Source organism: Nostoc sp. (genome assembly GCF_036917195.1).
Taxonomy (GTDB): domain Bacteria; phylum Cyanobacteriota; class Cyanobacteriia; order Cyanobacteriales; family Nostocaceae; genus Nostoc.
Map to the genome: position 1 here is coordinate 1 of NZ_JBALDG010000013.1, position 15886 is coordinate 15886.

Annotated in this window: 13 protein-coding genes; 4 read left to right on the top strand and 9 right to left on the bottom strand. The window is 42.8% G+C overall.

Annotated features, from left to right (window positions below; all coding sequences use genetic code 11):
• Positions 1–92: 92 nt before the first annotated feature.
• Positions 93–1574, bottom strand: a complete 1482-nt coding sequence (locus V7K40_RS04220) for a site-2 protease family protein (RefSeq protein ID WP_334957207.1) — start codon at positions 1572–1574, stop codon at positions 93–95.
• A 598-nt stretch (positions 1575–2172) separates the two neighbouring features.
• Here V7K40_RS04220 and V7K40_RS04225 point away from each other — a divergent pair.
• The gene (locus tag V7K40_RS04225) at positions 2173–2415 is read left to right on the top strand and encodes a hypothetical protein (protein ID WP_334957028.1); all 243 of its coding nucleotides are present in this window, start codon (positions 2173–2175) and stop codon (positions 2413–2415) included.
• Here the strand turns inward: V7K40_RS04225 and V7K40_RS04230 are convergent.
• Together V7K40_RS04230 and V7K40_RS04235 are read right to left on the bottom strand one after the other, a co-directional pair.
• The gene (locus V7K40_RS04230) at positions 2412–3434 is read right to left on the bottom strand and encodes a spore photoproduct lyase family protein (RefSeq protein ID WP_334957209.1); all 1023 of its coding nucleotides are present in this window, start codon (positions 3432–3434) and stop codon (positions 2412–2414) included. The two genes, V7K40_RS04225 and V7K40_RS04230, sit on opposite strands and share 4 nt — an antisense overlap.
• A 103-nt stretch (positions 3435–3537) precedes the next feature.
• Positions 3538–3894: a hypothetical protein gene (locus tag V7K40_RS04235; RefSeq protein ID WP_273767601.1), complete on the bottom strand. Its 357-nt coding sequence runs from the start codon at positions 3892–3894 to the stop codon at positions 3538–3540.
• Between the two features lie 692 nt (positions 3895–4586).
• Here V7K40_RS04235 and V7K40_RS04240 point away from each other — a divergent pair.
• Entirely contained in the window at positions 4587–5012 is a 426-nt protein-coding gene (locus V7K40_RS04240; protein ID WP_334957030.1) for an SgcJ/EcaC family oxidoreductase, read from the top strand.
• A gap of 287 nt (positions 5013–5299) precedes the next feature.
• On the opposite strand, the gene coaBC is transcribed toward V7K40_RS04240, so the two are convergent.
• From coaBC to V7K40_RS04265, 5 genes are all read right to left on the bottom strand, one after another.
• A complete protein-coding gene (gene coaBC / locus V7K40_RS04245) occupies positions 5300–6535 on the bottom strand; it encodes a bifunctional phosphopantothenoylcysteine decarboxylase/phosphopantothenate--cysteine ligase CoaBC (RefSeq protein ID WP_334957032.1) in 1236 nt (411 codons plus the stop codon).
• Between the two features lie 100 nt (positions 6536–6635).
• A complete protein-coding gene (locus V7K40_RS04250; RefSeq protein WP_190877921.1) occupies positions 6636–6848 on the bottom strand; it encodes a DUF2555 domain-containing protein in 213 nt (70 codons plus the stop codon).
• 153 nt (positions 6849–7001) lie between these two features.
• Positions 7002–7622, bottom strand: coding sequence for an alpha/beta hydrolase (locus tag V7K40_RS04255; RefSeq protein WP_334957211.1), 621 nt, complete (start codon positions 7620–7622; stop codon positions 7002–7004).
• Positions 7623–7735: 113 nt separating this feature from the next.
• On the bottom strand, positions 7736–8452 hold the full coding sequence (locus tag V7K40_RS04260; protein ID WP_334957034.1) for an SDR family oxidoreductase: 717 nt from the start codon (positions 8450–8452) through the stop codon (positions 7736–7738).
• Between the two features lie 382 nt (positions 8453–8834).
• The gene (locus V7K40_RS04265) at positions 8835–11528 is read right to left on the bottom strand and encodes a calcium-binding protein (RefSeq protein WP_334957036.1); all 2694 of its coding nucleotides are present in this window, start codon (positions 11526–11528) and stop codon (positions 8835–8837) included.
• A gap of 769 nt (positions 11529–12297) precedes the next feature.
• On the opposite strand from V7K40_RS04265, the gene purH reads away from it, so the two are divergent.
• Both purH and V7K40_RS04275 read left to right on the top strand, forming a co-directional pair.
• The gene (gene purH, locus V7K40_RS04270) at positions 12298–13818 is read left to right on the top strand and encodes a bifunctional phosphoribosylaminoimidazolecarboxamide formyltransferase/IMP cyclohydrolase (RefSeq protein ID WP_334957038.1); all 1521 of its coding nucleotides are present in this window, start codon (positions 12298–12300) and stop codon (positions 13816–13818) included.
• A gap of 717 nt (positions 13819–14535) precedes the next feature.
• Positions 14536–15168: an HD domain-containing protein gene (locus V7K40_RS04275; protein WP_334957040.1), complete on the top strand. Its 633-nt coding sequence runs from the start codon at positions 14536–14538 to the stop codon at positions 15166–15168.
• Here the strand turns inward: V7K40_RS04275 and V7K40_RS04280 are convergent.
• Positions 15165–15884: a peptidase E gene (locus V7K40_RS04280; protein WP_334957042.1), complete on the bottom strand. Its 720-nt coding sequence runs from the start codon at positions 15882–15884 to the stop codon at positions 15165–15167. The two genes, V7K40_RS04275 and V7K40_RS04280, sit on opposite strands and share 4 nt — an antisense overlap.
• Between the last annotated feature and the right edge of the window lie 2 nt (positions 15885–15886).

The window sequence follows — 15886 nt, forward strand, 5'->3', positions numbered from 1 at the left end:
CGGTCTTCTTTCAACACCCGATTGATGTCTAGCATTTTTCTGTCTCATTCCAGTTGCTAATCGTTACTCTACCTTATTAAGCGACAAGTCTATTATCCTATTCCCAAACGCCCAGCTAAGCCGGGAGTCAGGGGTAGAAGTGTAGTAATCATCAAGAATAGTGCCAAAAGCCCCAAAGCGGCTCTAGCATCATCAGGTTCAGTGACTTCATTCAAGCTGGGGCGTTCTTGATCCCTTTGCAAAAAGAAAATCACGATCGCCCAGTACATGGCAATAGTATTACCGAGAGACACTAACGCCAGTAAAATTAAAGTTGCGATCGTTGCCCGTCCTGCGGTTTTGCGTCCATAAATCGCTTGGATAATGCGCCCACCATCTAGTTGTCCTGCGGGCATTAAGTTCAAAGCGGTAATTACTAAACCCAACCAACCAATCACCACTAGGGGATGAACACTTACTAGAGATGATTGCAACGCCGAACCAAGGACAACTCGCGCTAAACTTCCCACCAAAATCGACCCTTGGAAAAACTGATTTGGCAATTGAAATAAACTGCCTGGGTGGGAAAGTAGCAAGCCAGTGATCAGCATTAATAAAGAGACAATACCACCTGCGGCTGGCCCTGCCAAGGCGATATCAAATAACACCTTGCGGTTGGGTAACAGAGATTCAAAGCGGGTAATTGCACCAAAAGAACCAATTTGCACTGCGGGTAGAAAGAAGGGCCAGCTAAGGCGAATTTGGTGACGCCGAGCAAGTAACCAATGACCGATTTCGTGAACTACTAAAACGGTAAATATCCCAGCGCCTATAGGCAAAGCTTCTTTAAACCGCCCTGGATTGCCAAAAAAATCAAAATTCAGCAATAAGCCCGCAGCTTCTAAATTTGTAGCAATAGTTGCTATCAACAGAATACCTGCAAAAGCTTTTTGCGATAACAACATCGGACGGGGATCATTGCGGCTCGGCAGGACAATCACCACGGGTCTGCCGTCTGTATTTTCTACCAAAAACAGACGATATTGCTCACCAAGACGTTTCTGTAAACTTGCAGTTAGACGGTTGTGAACCTCTTCTGGTTCTCCCCGCAAATTGCCTTTGAAAATGGCTCCATCTTGGTAGGCGATCGTTTCTGTGGCGAAAAACGTGTCGATACCAAAGATACCTTTAATTGCATTTAAGTCATCTTCCGGTATTGGCGGAATCTCCGGTTTAAGTTGTGTGACTGCTAATTGTGGGGAATTTGCTTCAACTGAGGAATTTGCGGCGAGTCTTTCTGTTGCGCGTTGCTTGAGGATGGCATCTTGCCCAGCTGTGCGTAACTGTCTGCCCAAGAAGATGTACAAGCCGGCGGAAGTCACCACTAAGAACAATATACCCGCTATGTTGATATAAATCCCCGCAGCAAACAATCCAAAAAACAGGAGCCAGGGAGTCATCAACACCACCGACTGTAACCAGGCTAAGATTCCCAGCTTACCAAAAGGTCTGGCGCGATAAAAGCCCCAGCCTAAAATGCCTAAAGCTACCAGTAGGATTGCCGCCAGGATAGAAGTTTCTGATAAAGTAAACATCTCCAAACCTTTGCTATTGAGACTGAGCCAGAACAAGTCCGGTATTGCAGATACACTTATTAATGTATAACGCCGTCTGTAATCTGCCCAAATTATCCCGCTTTGCGATGCCGATAGCGCAGCGTTAGCGAGTCGTCGAGCGTCATGGCCCAAGCCAGGCATCAACTAAGCAATTCACGCATTCAAAATTAAGAAACAGAATTACACTAAGCTTTCTGACTGGTAATGGTGTGCAGACTCAAAGCGTAACAGCTTAGTACACTGTGGCGTCAGTTTGCTTATCTTTAACAAGGGGCTATTGCCTTGTCTAGTTAATTTAGATGGTAGCTGGATTTACGTGTAGGTTTAGTCAGCCAGGATTAGAGAAGCCTTGGGACTACCGCAAGCGCTTAAAAATTATTGAGATATTATGCGATCGCTCTCTTGTCCAATAATTACAGCCGGTTTCATTTTTTTAACCACATTTGTTGTAGGGGCGCAAGGCCAAGATCCCCTACTGCGTGGTCTATTTAGCTAAAAATATCTGTAATTTGCTCAAACTGTATTTGAGCGAAGTCGTCTTCTAAGTACAGTTTTGCATAAAAACGTAACGTTTTTAATGCCGGAGAACGCATTAACATTCAAAGGGAATGCATTGGCATTGCAAGCCGACACATTCACAAGGCAAGTCGATGCATTAACAATGCAAGCCGACACATTCACAAAGCAAGTCGATGCATTAACAATGCAAGCCGACACATTCACAAAGCAAGTCGATGTATTAACAATGCAAGCCGATGCATTGGCATTGCAGAATATTGCCAAATTTAATTTGCTACGAATTAATGAAATATTGTACTAAGTCCAATAAAGAATTTCAGCATTTGTAAAGCGCTTAGTAATCTCACTCTCAAAAAAGCAACGCAACGCTTTCATTGTGTCGCGATCGTAAACGTACTTCGTCCCACCAAACTTATTACGCTTGACACTGCGTTTTGCCTCATCCATCTCTAATTTTGATTGCGGATACCAAGTTTGTAACACTTCTTTTGACCCAGGTGTGAACCGATGCGAGATTAATTCAAAAGTAAGGTCACAGTCAAAATCCAGTGCCTGGTTTATCTGGTCAAACAAAGAACTATAGTGCATCTGCCAATCATCTATCGGCATAATTGGCGCAATCACCAAGCCGACTGGATAACCGCCACCGCCACGCTCTTGTGGTAGCGCCAACCGTCGCAATGCATTAAGTCTGGATGCTACGGAGGCTGTGCCACCTTCAAACTTACCAGAAATCGGTGCTGCATTAACACTCATCCGACAGCGAGTATGCCCATTGTGTGGTAAGTCGAGTAATCCATCCACAGCATCAAACTTCGATACCCAACGTAGATGTGCATTGGTACGAGTGCCAAAGTAACGGATACATTCAGCAAGACTTCCAGTTAAATGCTCAATACCTAATGGGTCAGTGTAACAGCTAACTTCAAAACTCGTAGTTTTCCCCTGTTGCTCGTAGTTAGCTAAGTTGTCTAATATCTGCGGTAAGTTGGCAAAAACGCGGATGACAGGTGGCCCCGACAAGCTACCAGCTAGGTAGCAGTATTGACAGTGAGCCGGACAACCCTCAGCAATGTGAAACTGCCAATCCGCAGAAGGTGGGATGGGACTCAATTTAAAAGAACTAGGTGGTGCAGTAACCACCGCTAAGGTACGTTTGGCGATGTTGTAAGTATCCCGCTCAGACTCACCGCGCAGTCCCTTCAGGCGGTTTTGTGATAATTCTTCTATTGATAAGTTGAGTGACTGCACACGTGCAAGAATCTGCTGCCCCCAAACTTCATTTAGGGCAGCAGGTGTAAACAGTACCCGTTCAGGTATCCACAACCGTGGTGATTTGGTTTGTGTATTTGATACTAAAACTTGGTCTGTAATTGGATTCAGCAATATCCTTCTCCGTTATTTAGTTTGCTGATTTCTGCAATTAATTTTCAAGGACTTGCTTAATTCGGCGCTCTAACAAATCAAGATCCAAACTGCTTTCATCACGGCTAATTCGTCGCACAGTCGAATTAACATTACCTAAATTTACCAATAAATCTTGAAGAATTTCCTGCTGCTGACGGGCTTGAGTAACCTCGCGTGGCTCCTGTACTAAATCACGCACGATGGTATCTTCAGCGCGAGAGGCGATAATTGGATCACTTTGCCCTTGAATGTGAACAAAGGTTCGTCGCCCTGGCCCACGCTCCTCTTCTATTGGTATAACTGCTGTTACTTGGTCAGAACGCACATATTTGCCAAATCCTAAATGTACTAGCTCTGATGAGAGGATTTTCATATAATTGAAGCATGATTTTTAAGTCTTACTTATATTGTAAAATCTAAAATAGTGACCTTAAAGCCATAGCCCATACGGGTTATACCCAATTTAAAGTAGTAGTTTCCTGTCCCAATTCCTGCTTGATATCTCTGGTATCAGTCACACTCCTCGTACCAGCTTTCGGGCTTGTTCTGGGGTTTCACAAAGCTTAATAAACTCAAGTTTTAGGTTGGAGTCCTGTACTTAGCAATGCCAATGCATCGGCCGCATTGTCAATGCGTCGCCTTACAATGTCAATGCATCGGGATACATTGTTAATGCGTCGCCTTACAATGCCAATGCATCGGGACGCATTAACATTGCATCGGGACGTATTAACATTGCATCGGGACGTATTAACATTGCATCGGGACGCATTAACATTGCAAGGTATTGCCTTTCAATTAATTCGCTACGAATTAATGAAATGCTGTACTAAGCTTTCTCTGCAACACCAGTTTTTTTAAGTATGTGCGCGTAGGCGCAGCCCACCGTAAGCATCGCATTTCTCAAATTGAATTCATTCAATCCTTGGCTCAAATTATTCATGAGAAATCTTTTGTTTATCCCTTGGGTTGGTCGTGGTAGTTTGAATCACTCCACTGGTACTCAAGGTGCTACGCTCCTAAGCAGTAGTTCTTGAATACAAATCATTAGTGAGAACAATCATTATGTTTACAACAGAAACCAGTGCAAAGGATGAAGCGGCAATCAAAGCAGTGATTGCAGCGTTTGCCGAGGCGTGGAACGCTAAAGATGCGGAGCCCTTGGCGAAGTTGTTTGCCGAGGATGCCGATTTCGTGGACGTCATAGGTCGTTGGTTTAAAGGGCGAACCGAGATCAAACAAACACACGTGCAGGCGTTTGCGTCGTTTTTAAGCGATACCCAGATGACTATTACTGACACTCAAATCAAATTCCTCACCCCGAATGTGGCAGTCCTGCATAGCACTTGGGAAACCACTGGACACAAGAGTCCTGATGGAGTATATCGAATACAAGATACAGGTGTCTTGACAGCCGTAACAACCTGCAAAGAGAACACCTGGCAGATTATCGCTTTCCATAACACAGGCACTGTGCCAATTCCTAACTGAAGCGTGACAAAAAGTTTGCTTTAAGCGGCGTAGGACTTACGCATTGACAGTCAAGACTAAATATAAATGATTTGAAAAACCATATCTGTCGTAGGGGCAATTCATGAATTGCCCCTATAGCGCGGGTCTATTTCCCATTAAAAAATGATTAATAAAAACCTGAAACGACGTATTTAGGTTGATACACAAGATGATTCTTTTGTACAGTGCGTAAGTCCTACGGCGTTGGTAAATGACGAGATGAATTAGGCAGGAACAGGCACATCCTTAAACTTGAGGCAGATTTATCAAGTGATGACAAAATCAAATAATTGATGGGCCATTTCTAATTTAGAACAAGGTGCAATTTCTACCTGATGTCCTTGACTATCTAAAAATATCGCTTGATTATTATTACTGCCAAAACCACTATTAGGTTGATCGATGGGATTAGCAACAATAGCATCGAGTTTTTTACTCTGTAATTTTTCTAACGCAGGATTGACAATATCTCCAGTTTGTGCAGCGAAACCAATTAATATCTGATGCGGCTGTTTAAGTTTTGCTAATTGGGCGATTATATCCGGTACAGGTTCCAAGGGTAAAGCTTGGGGGAGCGATCGCTTGGGCAATTTCTCTGTACTATAATCTCGTGGCTTCACATCTGCCACGGCTGCTGACATGACAATTACATCAGCATTGGGTAAACATTCCAGCATGGCGTGCTGCATTTGCTCGGCACTAATGACGGGAATTGCTTGCACTCCCAATGGTACATCCCAATTAGCTGGGCCATGTACCAGGGTGACACTTGCACCTCGGTGAAGTGCGGCTTGCGCTAAAGCCAATCCCATTTTACCTGTGGAAGGATTACCAATAAATCTCACTGGGTCAAGAAATTCTCGCGTTCCCCCAGCACTAATTAAGACTCGTTTACCAACTAAATCTCGTTTGCCTTGAGTGTGTAACAACGATTGAATGTGAGCCAAAATTTCTGGAGGTTCTGCTAATCTACCAGCACCGATGCGATCGCACGCTAATAAACCCGATGCTGTACTCATTCCATGATATCGGCTATCTATCAATAGCTGTTGCCAATTCCGCTGCACTGATAGCTGTTCCCACATATCCGTATTCATTGCGGGTGCTAACAGCACAGGACAAGTAGAAGCCAGCACGGTATTTGTGAGTAAATTATCTGCCATACCGTAGGCTAACTTTGCTAATGTATTAGCTGTCAAGGGGGCAATTACCATGACATCTGCCCATTCACCCAACTCAATATGCAACGGACGAGAGTGAGTTGGTTGCCAGAAATCATCATCTGTGTAGGCAAAATGACGGGATAGGGTGGCTATTGTCAGAGGTGTGATAAATTCTTGCGCCGAACGGGTAAGGATGACTCGGATTTCCACCCCAGTTTTAAACAGCATCGAAACTAGTTCACAAATTTTGTATGCGGCGATACCGCCGCATACTCCAATTAGAACCCTATTCAATTTTGGATTTTGGATTTTGGATTTTAGATTTAAGGGAGATTCCATTGGTACTTTCGGATTAAGCAAGTGATACATTAACCCTGATAATCTCCGATTTTAGTCAGTTGACCCCTATCTAAAATCTAAAATTTAAAATCTAAAATTGTTAGGCTTCATCGTAGGGTTCCAAGTCTAATAGGTAGATATAGGGTTCAACTAACTCTGGACGCTGAAATGCGATCGCTCGCAATAAATGCCAATCATTCAAACCCTCAAAAGCATTACTATAATTATCTAGCTCCAGACGTGTAGCCAGTTCTTCTACTTCTGCCGCAGTCATGGCAGCAATTTCTTTCTTGGAAATGCTTAGAGTTGTCATAATGCTCGCCCCTCCCTTATGCAGCACTCGACTTCAGCATGGGTTAAGTTGCGCTGAACGCAGCCACCCTATATATCTTACTCATTAGAAGTCATTGATTTGATGAAATTTTCAGCATTTATACCAGAATTTATAAAAAATTCGTAATCCTGACTAGCTAATTGTATTCACAATAAAATTCCGTAGTACCTCTAACGTTTGTGGATGTATCTCATGCCCCACGTCAAATTCGTGGTATTCTACTGCCACTCCTAGAGACTTTAGAGTTTCTCGTGCCTTCAAAGCTGCTTGCAGTGGTACAACTTCATCATATCTACCATGAGTTATTAAAATCGGCAAAATCCCACTTTTAGCTGCCGTTAGTGCATCAGGATGTAAATACCCACTCATGACAACTAAACCTGCTAGGGGTAATTTTGAGCCGACATCTAAAGTCATTGCTCCACCTTGAGAAAATCCACTTAAAATGGTGCGTGACAAAGGTACACCAGTGCTGCTTTCTAAAGATTGCAAGAAATCAGTTAGCAGTTGCCGACTTTCTGCTAACCCTTGATACATATTCTCTACCCGTAGGTCATACCATGCCCTCCCTACAGGGGAATAGGGATAAGGAAAAGGTGCATCAGGTAATACAAACTGGTAATTAGATAAGTTGATCAAAGGTAACAAAGATGCTACATCCTTAGCATTAGCTCCCCAACCATGCAAAGTGACAATTAAGCCTGCGGGGGGTTGAGAACTTGCTGTAGAAACGTTAATAAATTGTAAAGACAGAGGTCTACTCCTAAAATCCTACTCTTTTAGTAGATCCTATCTCTTGAAGTAGACTTAGTATTAAGAAGCGGATGCCACTTCCACAGAGACACTCACCTTATTGGCTAAACTTTTTACCAAGGTACTGGTTCACCAAGATGAAAAAAGCCACCACTGGGCCCATCGTCAGGAAGCATTGCTAACCCAACGCCCGTTTTTGCCCCTCCTGTGATATCCATCATTGCGCCTTCACCGCCCAATTCAGTTTTCACCCAACCTGGATGAGCGCTATTAATTTTCACAGGAGTATTGCGTAACTCATGGGCTAAATGGATGGTGAATGCGTTAACTGCTGCTTTAGAAGCATTGTAAGCAAATGGTTTAGAATCATAAATTGGTGAATTGGGAGTAGCTTGAAGTGTCAATGAGCCTTCAATACTAGACATATTGGCAATTCGACCACTAGGACTCTTTAAAATTAACGGTAGCAGTACTTGAGTCAGTTCTACCAAGCCAAAAAAGTTGGTGTTGAATGTCTGTCGAATAATGTTTATTGAAACAGAAGTGGCATTACTGATTAACCAGTCACCATCTAGAAACACACCTGCATTATTAATCAAGATATCCAGTTTACCAAAAGTGTCACTAATCTCTTGAAAAGCAGACTGAATTTGAGTACTGTCAGTTACATCAACAGCGATCGCCACAGCCGAGACTCCTTGATTATGCAAGTTAGTGGCTGCCGTTTTTGTTGCTTTTAAATTCCGGGCTGCGATCAGAATCGTCAATCCATGTTGTCCCAGTTGACGACTCATCTCCAGTCCTATACCCTTATTTGCGCCAGTAATCAAGGCTACTTTATTCTTCAGTTCGCTATTTACCTGTTAGCCACTCCGATTGAATTGGGGATCTACGATGTATTTAAAAACAGTATGCTTAAGCTTTGTTTAAATACTGGGTCAATCTTCTCACGAAGCCGCAGGTAAGAAAACCTAGAAAAAAGACTAGGCCTTGTCTGTTAAACAGAGACAAAAAAGAGATAGCTTGAAAGGCTAGTCCTAGTGGATGCAAGCGATCGCACTTTTGGAAAAAGGCAAAAATAGCCGTGCAGACTCGTTTTTTGCTCAAAACGCTGATGCTTTAAACACTTATTGATCCGCCCTAGCCCACGCCAGTCACTCCACTTCGGGGTTTCCCCCATGAGTATAGTGGCGTGGATTTAGGGACTCACAATTAAACAACCACAAAATTGTTGTTGGTTAGTGACAACCCAGCCGATAATTGTGCAAATTGTACCTGAGTAAAGGCACTTGCACTACCATCCTGGTCAAAGAACAATGCACCTGTAGTTGAGTTATAAATAAACCTTTGAGCACTGGTGGTTGCAGATGCACCGATTCTCAACTGATTAGCTTTTAGTACACCTGGCGATAAACCACTAGCAAAACCAGCAGCCGATACTCCAATCACTTCATTAGTGGCGTTGAAGTCATAAAGTCTATCAACGCCTTCATTAAAACTATTGAAAATAAAGGTATCAGTACCACTTCCTCCAATTAGGCTATCATTACCGTTGCCACCTGTGAGGGTATCATTGCCATTTCCACCTTTGAGGGTGTTTTTACCAATGGCACGAGATGCACTAAGACTATCATTGCCATCGCCACCATCGAGGAGATTATCGCCTGTTGAATAGTCAGCAATCAAGCGATCGCTACCTGCCCCACCATTGAGAGTATTATTGCCAGTAACAGTGTAAGCTCCGTATTGCAAGTATAATGAATCGGAGCCGGAGGCAAAGAGAGAATCATTGCCATCGCCACCATTGAGGAGGTTATTACCACTTGAAAAGCTAATAACTAAATTATCATCACCAGCGCCACCATTGAGGGTATTATTGCCAGAGATAGGATAGAGAGATAACTCGCCTCGGTAGTCGTTGTAGTCGCCAGAGGCACTAAGAGAATCATTGCCATCGCCACCATCTAGTAGATTATTGCCTGGTGAATTGCCAACAATCAAGCGATCGTTACCTGCGCCCCCATTGAGGGTATCGTTACTACCGCCCCCATATATCGTATCATTTCCATTGCTCCCTACAATCAAGTCATCGTAGGGGGAACCTGAGATTGTTAATTGTTCGATATTCTTGTAACTAACCCGATTTGTGTCTGTCGTGATTGAGCCAGTGTTAGTGGTAGCATTGAAAGTCGAGGTGATTCCGGCAGTACCATTGTAGTAACTGATGACAAATAAATCGTCACCTGTACCGCCATCTATCGTATCATTGCCACCAAAGCTTCCATTTATTGTATCGTTGCCATTACTGCCTACAATGTAGTCATTGTACTCTGTACTTAAGATATTTAATCGTTCGATATTCTTGTAGTTAATCTGATTCGTGCCGACTTTAATTGAGCCAGTTTTAGTAGTAGCATTGAATGTCGTTGTGATTCCGGTATTCCCAGTAGGAGCATAGTCCGAAACGATCAGCAAATCGTTACCGCTTCCCCCATCTATCGTATCATTGCCATTAACGCTCACATTGAGCGTATCATTGCCATTGCTCCCCATAATCAGGTCGTTCTTAGTCAGATTTGAAAGCGCTGTAATCACTAATCCTTCAATATTCTTGTAGTTAATCAGATTCGTGTCTACCGCGATCGATCCAGTGTTTGTAGCAGCATTGAAAGTCGCTGTTATTGCTCCAAAAGGCTCGATAAATCTCAGGTCTAACGAATCGTTACCTGTCCCCCCATCTACTCTTTGAGTCGCTAAGGAAGATGGGGAGGGATATAAGGCAATAGAGAAGGAATCATTGCCATTCCCTCCATTGAAGATGTTGTTGCCAAATACGGAAGTTTCATTATTGTCGCTGTAACCATTGGCAGACAGAAAATCATTGCCATCCCCACCATTAAGGATATTATCGCCTATTGAATAGACAGCATCCAAAGTATCGTCACCAGTACCACCATTGAGGGTATTATTGCCGGAGGTAAAGCCGTCGATATCGGCAATGGTAGAGAGAGAATCATTACCATCGCCCCCAGAGAGCAGATTATCACCTGTTGAAAAAGCAGCCTTCAAGGTATCGTTACCTGCGCCACCGTTGAGAGTGTTATTGCCAGATGAGTTAGCCGAGAGATTATCATCGCCATCATCCCCAGAGAGCAGGTTATTACCTGAACCAGCTCTCAAATCATCGTTACCAGCACCACCGTTGAGGATATTATTTCCAGAAGAATAGGAAGCATCCAAATAATCATCACCTTCACCGCCAAAAATCGTATCATTGCTATTGTTCGTAAAATCGTTACTATAGTTGTTCGTTAAAACGAAATCGTTACCATTGCTCCCCACAATATAGTCATCATAAATTGTGCCTGTAATATTTAATACTTCGATATTCTTGTAATTCACCCGATTATTGGCCACCGTAATCGAGCCAATGTTAGTAGTAGCATTGAATGTCGTTGTGATTCCCCCGCTAGCATTCCCATAATACCCATTCAATGCATTCAATACATCGTTACCTGTACCTCCATCTACTGTTTGAGTCACTAAGGAAGAAGGGGCAGTATCTGGGACGGAAAAAAAGAACCCATCATTGCCATCCCCCCCATTTAAGGTGTTTTCACCCTGGACTTTATCAGCGTAAAAGTCATCATCGCCATCTCCACCTGAAACCGTATTGTTACCAGTAGAGAAACTAATATCAAGGTAGTCATCCCCTACATCTCCTCTGAGGATGTTATTTCCAGAAGAATAGGAAGCATCAAGGGTATCATTGCCCACACCACCAATGAGAGTATTATTGCCCGTACCACCCCTCAAAAGGTCATTGCCACTTAAGCCGTCGATTCTGTCGGCGCTGTTAGTCCCCAGTAGGGTATCATTTGCGTTGGTTCCAATGATATTTGCCATTATTTTTCCTTCCTTTGGAAATCGATTTTTTGCAGTATCTTCAGTTCTCAAGTTGCTGTTAGTGCTGTTTAATGGCACTAAAATTTGCACAATCTTGACGTTTCAAAATAATTTTGTCTCACCCTTGAGGGTTACGAATTTTGCCGAACATTCACCCTTTGACTAGCTTCTAAGGATTACTTATCCAACTTCTGGGACTATCTAAGTCTTAGGCACTGTACAAATTCATCAGCGTCTGAATTCACAAAAATAACTAGTTTCAGGCTTATTTGATTCATTCTTACTCAGTAGCATCGGCAAGCATTTGCCGTAGGCATCGGTGAAAAAGAGTGTAAAAATCAAGCTTGAATGCCTAAAACCCAACGTTCATAATTTAGTTGGTTTGTCAATGCGTAAGTCTTACTAGCTTGAAAAGAGGAAATACTTGGCGGGGCATAAGAGCAGGAATCTCTATGCCTTGGTTCTAGGCTATTGCCGTTGATGTTTAACTTGAAAACAGAAAATATCTAAATAACCTGACAATAAACATATACCGAATTTTTACTTAGATGTCTATATTTAAATGAATATCTTTGCATGCTCTTCATATTATTTGCTTTTCTAGCCCAAACTGTTCAATGTCAAAGGAGTTAAGGAGAACCTGTAAATCACCTATTGTTGTCACGTCACTATCGGATTTCAGAATAATTCCTAATACTCTTGAAGTGAACCAAGGCTTATGCAAAACTTGAGATCCTTCGCTCCCAGCCTACTTTTAAGGAATTGATCAATGGCGCGTCTAGCCCTGCTGAGTGTATCTAACAAAACTGGTTTAATTGACCTAGCCCGTAGCTTGGTTGAAGAATTTGACTTTGATTTAATCAGCAGTGGGGGAACAGCCCAAGCACTTAAAGATGCGGGACTCCCAGTTACCAAAGTTGCAGATTACACAGGTTCTCCAGAAATTTTAGGTGGCCGAGTCAAAACGCTGCATCCCCGGATTCATGGCGGGATTTTGGCCCGGCGAGATGTTCCCCAAGATATTACAGATTTAGAAAATAACCAAATTCGCCCGATTGATTTAGTGGTGGTGAATTTATATCCTTTTGAGGAAACTATTGCTAAACAAGGGGTGACATTATCTCAAGCTGTTGAGCAAATTGATATCGGTGGCCCTGCTATGCTACGGGCATCATCGAAAAACTTCGCCCATCTGACAGTATTATCTGATCCGGCACAATATGAGGAGTATTTGCAAGAATTGCGGCAAAATAACGGCGAAGCATCTCTAGAGTTTCGGCAAAAGGCTGCTTTAAAAGGATTTTCACACACTGCTAGTTATGACCAAGCGATCGCATCTTATCTCGCAGGAACACAGCAGCATACCCTTAGCGGCACACAATTGCAATCTCTGCGTTACGGCGAGAACCCCCATCAACCCGCCGCCTGGTATCAAACTGGTACTACCCCAACGGGATGGACAGCCGCTACAAAACTGCAAGGCAAAGAACTTAGTTACAATAACTTAGTTGATTTAGAAGCTGCACGCCGAATTATTGCTGAATTCACTGATACCCCAGCAGCAACGATTATCAAACATACAAATCCCTGTGGTACAGCACTGGGAAGCAGTATTTCTGAAGCTTACCAAAAAGCTTTCAATGCTGATTCTACTTCTGCCTTTGGTGGTATTGTCGCACTCAACCGTCCGATTGATGCGGCAACAGCTAGGGAGTTAATTAAAACATTTTTAGAATGTGTGGTAGCACCAAGTTGTGAAGCCGACGCCCAAGAAATCCTTGGCAAAAAATCTAACGTGCGGGTTTTAACTCTACCTGATTTGAGCAGTGGCCCTAAAGATACAGTGAAAGCGATCGCAGGTGGTTTCCTTGTCCAATCTAGTGATGATGTGATTGCTGATACCAATCAATGGCAAGTAGTCACCAAACGTCAACCCACCGCTAGCGAATTAGCCGAATTGCTCTTTGCTTGGAAAGTTTGCAAACACGTTAAATCTAATGCCATTGTTGTCAGTGGCGATCGCACTACACTAGGAGTAGGTGCTGGTCAAATGAACCGCGTCGGCTCAGTTAAAATTGCCCTAGAACAAGCTGGAGAAAAAGCCAAAGGTGCAGTTCTAGCCAGCGATGGATTCTTCCCCTTTGATGATTCAGTCAGAACAGCCGCAGCAGCAGGAATTATAGCCCTTGTTCAACCAGGGGGAAGTTTGCGCGATCAAGATTCAATCAAAGCTGCTAACGAACTGGATTTGGTGATGGTATTCACGGGTGTACGTCACTTTTTACACTAATTATCGCCCATTAGGTGTGCAGTTTAGAAAGTGTCACATAATTTCCTTGCTTTTTCATTTAATTAGTGATATTGTCTAATAGTGTGTGAGGAGTAAGTTATAAATAAAGAGCGCCTGGGGTGGAAACACGGCAACACTCCCAAGCGCTTTTTAATTAGTATTTAGAAATTGGATTAGTGGTGCAGTTTAGAAAGTGTCACTCAATATACTTGCCTTTTGATAGATGTAGTGATATCTTATATTTGTGTGTGAGGAGCAAGTTAAGAATAAAAGATGCCTGGGGTGGAAACACGGCAACACTCCCAGGCATTTTTTAATTGGTATTTAGAAATTGGATTGGTAGTGCAGTTTAGAAAGTGTCACTCAATATACTTGTCCTTTGATAGATGTAGTGATATCTTATATTTGTGTGTGAGGAGCAAGTTAAGAATAAAAGATGCCTGGGGTGGAAACACGGCAACACTCCCAGGCATTTTTTAATTGGTATTTAGAAATTGGATTGGTAGTGCAGTTTAGAAAGTGTCACTCAATATACTTGTCCTTTGATAGATGTAGTGATATCTTATATTTGTGTGTGAGGAGCAAGTTAAGAATAAAAGATGCCTGGGGTGGAAACACGGCAACACTCCCAGGCATTTTTTAATTGGTATGCAGAAAAAATTTCTTGCACGTGCGCTAGAGTTTTTGAGATAATCACCGACAAAACTAGAAATTCAGGTGCAAATCAATCGGCTGACTCAACAAATTCAGTTCATCATCGAGATTGATCGACTTAAACAGGTGATCCGGCAAACTCTACTTACTGATGGATCACGCCGGGAAAATAGTGCCGAACACTCTTGGCATTTAGCAGTGATGGCAATTGTATTAGCAGAATATGCCCCAGAGGGTGTTGATATATTCCATGCCATCAAAATGCTGTTAATTCACGATTTGGTAGAGATTGATGCAGGTGACACCTTCTGTTACGATGTGCAGGGTAATGAAGGCAAGGTAGCAAGAGAAGCACAAGCAGCGTTGCGCTTATTCGGACTTTTGCCAGCAGATCAAGGTAGCGAGTTGCGTTTACTTTGGGATGAGTTTGAAGCAGGGGAAACACCCACTGCCAAATTTGCCGCAGCCTTAGATCGTATACAACCCTTGCTGCACAATCAGCAAAATAGGGGTGGAACTTGGCGTATTCATGGCATTAGGCGCGATCAAGTGATGAAACGATTAGCATCAGTAGAAACGGCTGCGCCGGAACTTTGGCCGTTTGTTTTGCAAGTAATTGATGATTGTGTGACAGCAGGGTATCTTAAAGATAATACTGCCCTAATGACTCAAGATTTTCGCGCTGAAAATTATTAGCTTTTTCCCAAATATATAGGTTCTAAAATCGTTTCTTTAACCGTCTCATCTACTCTTTCTAGACTATAGGCTTTGGGTTGCAGACGTGAACTCACAACTTTTTCCAATTTATCTCCAACAAAATGGAGAGCAACCCCATCGTCTACAGCATATCCAGAGTTAATAAGTCCTGCTGATAAAAGTTGATGGTAAGCAGGTTTTCTTCTTGGCTCACTGTCGTAGTGAGGACAGTTACTACCTTTTAGAAAGCCAAGACACTGTAATACAGTCATGTTCCTAGGAATAGAGTCTGTCACTCCCTCTTCAAACCAACAAATAGAGCCTGCACTCAAGCCAGAAAGAATAACGCCACTTTCCCAAGCTTCTTTCAAAATATGGTCAAGTCCCCACTCTTTCCAAAGAGCAATTAGGTTTTTAGTGTTTCCACCTCCTACATAAATAATGTCTTGCTCAAGAACAAAAGACCTAAAATCCGATGTAAATGGGTTAAACAAGGACAAATGAGATGGCTGACATAGAAGCTGCACAAAAGCTGAGTAGAATCTCACAATATATTTGTCAGAATCACCACTTGCTGTAGGGATAAAACAAATCTTCGGTCTTTTCTTTTTGCATAATCCCAGGATATATCGATCCAGCAGAGGGTTTTCAGGTTCCATTGAAAAGCCTCCACCGCCCATTGCAATGATTTGTTTAGGAACTGAATTTGTACTCATTT

Excerpts from the sequence above, each read along its gene's own strand:
- V7K40_RS04235 (WP_273767601.1), bottom strand. The coding sequence starts at position 3,894 with ATGAAAATCCTCTCATCAGAGCTAGTACATTTAGGATTTGGCAAATAT.
- purH (WP_334957038.1), top strand. The coding sequence starts at position 12,298 with ATGGCGCGTCTAGCCCTGCTGAGTGTATCTAACAAAACTGGTTTAATT.
- V7K40_RS04250 (WP_190877921.1), bottom strand. The coding sequence starts at position 6,848 with ATGACAACTCTAAGCATTTCCAAGAAAGAAATTGCTGCCATGACTGCG.
- V7K40_RS04220 (WP_334957207.1), bottom strand. The coding sequence starts at position 1,574 with ATGTTTACTTTATCAGAAACTTCTATCCTGGCGGCAATCCTACTGGTA.
- V7K40_RS04280 (WP_334957042.1), bottom strand. The coding sequence starts at position 15,884 with ATGAGTACAAATTCAGTTCCTAAACAAATCATTGCAATGGGCGGTGGA.
- V7K40_RS04225 (WP_334957028.1), top strand. The coding sequence starts at position 2,173 with ATGCCGGAGAACGCATTAACATTCAAAGGGAATGCATTGGCATTGCAA.
- V7K40_RS04265 (WP_334957036.1), bottom strand. The coding sequence starts at position 11,528 with ATGGCAAATATCATTGGAACCAACGCAAATGATACCCTACTGGGGACT.
- coaBC (WP_334957032.1), bottom strand. The coding sequence starts at position 6,535 with ATGGAATCTCCCTTAAATCTAAAATCCAAAATCCAAAATCCAAAATTG.
- V7K40_RS04240 (WP_334957030.1), top strand. The coding sequence starts at position 4,587 with ATGTTTACAACAGAAACCAGTGCAAAGGATGAAGCGGCAATCAAAGCA.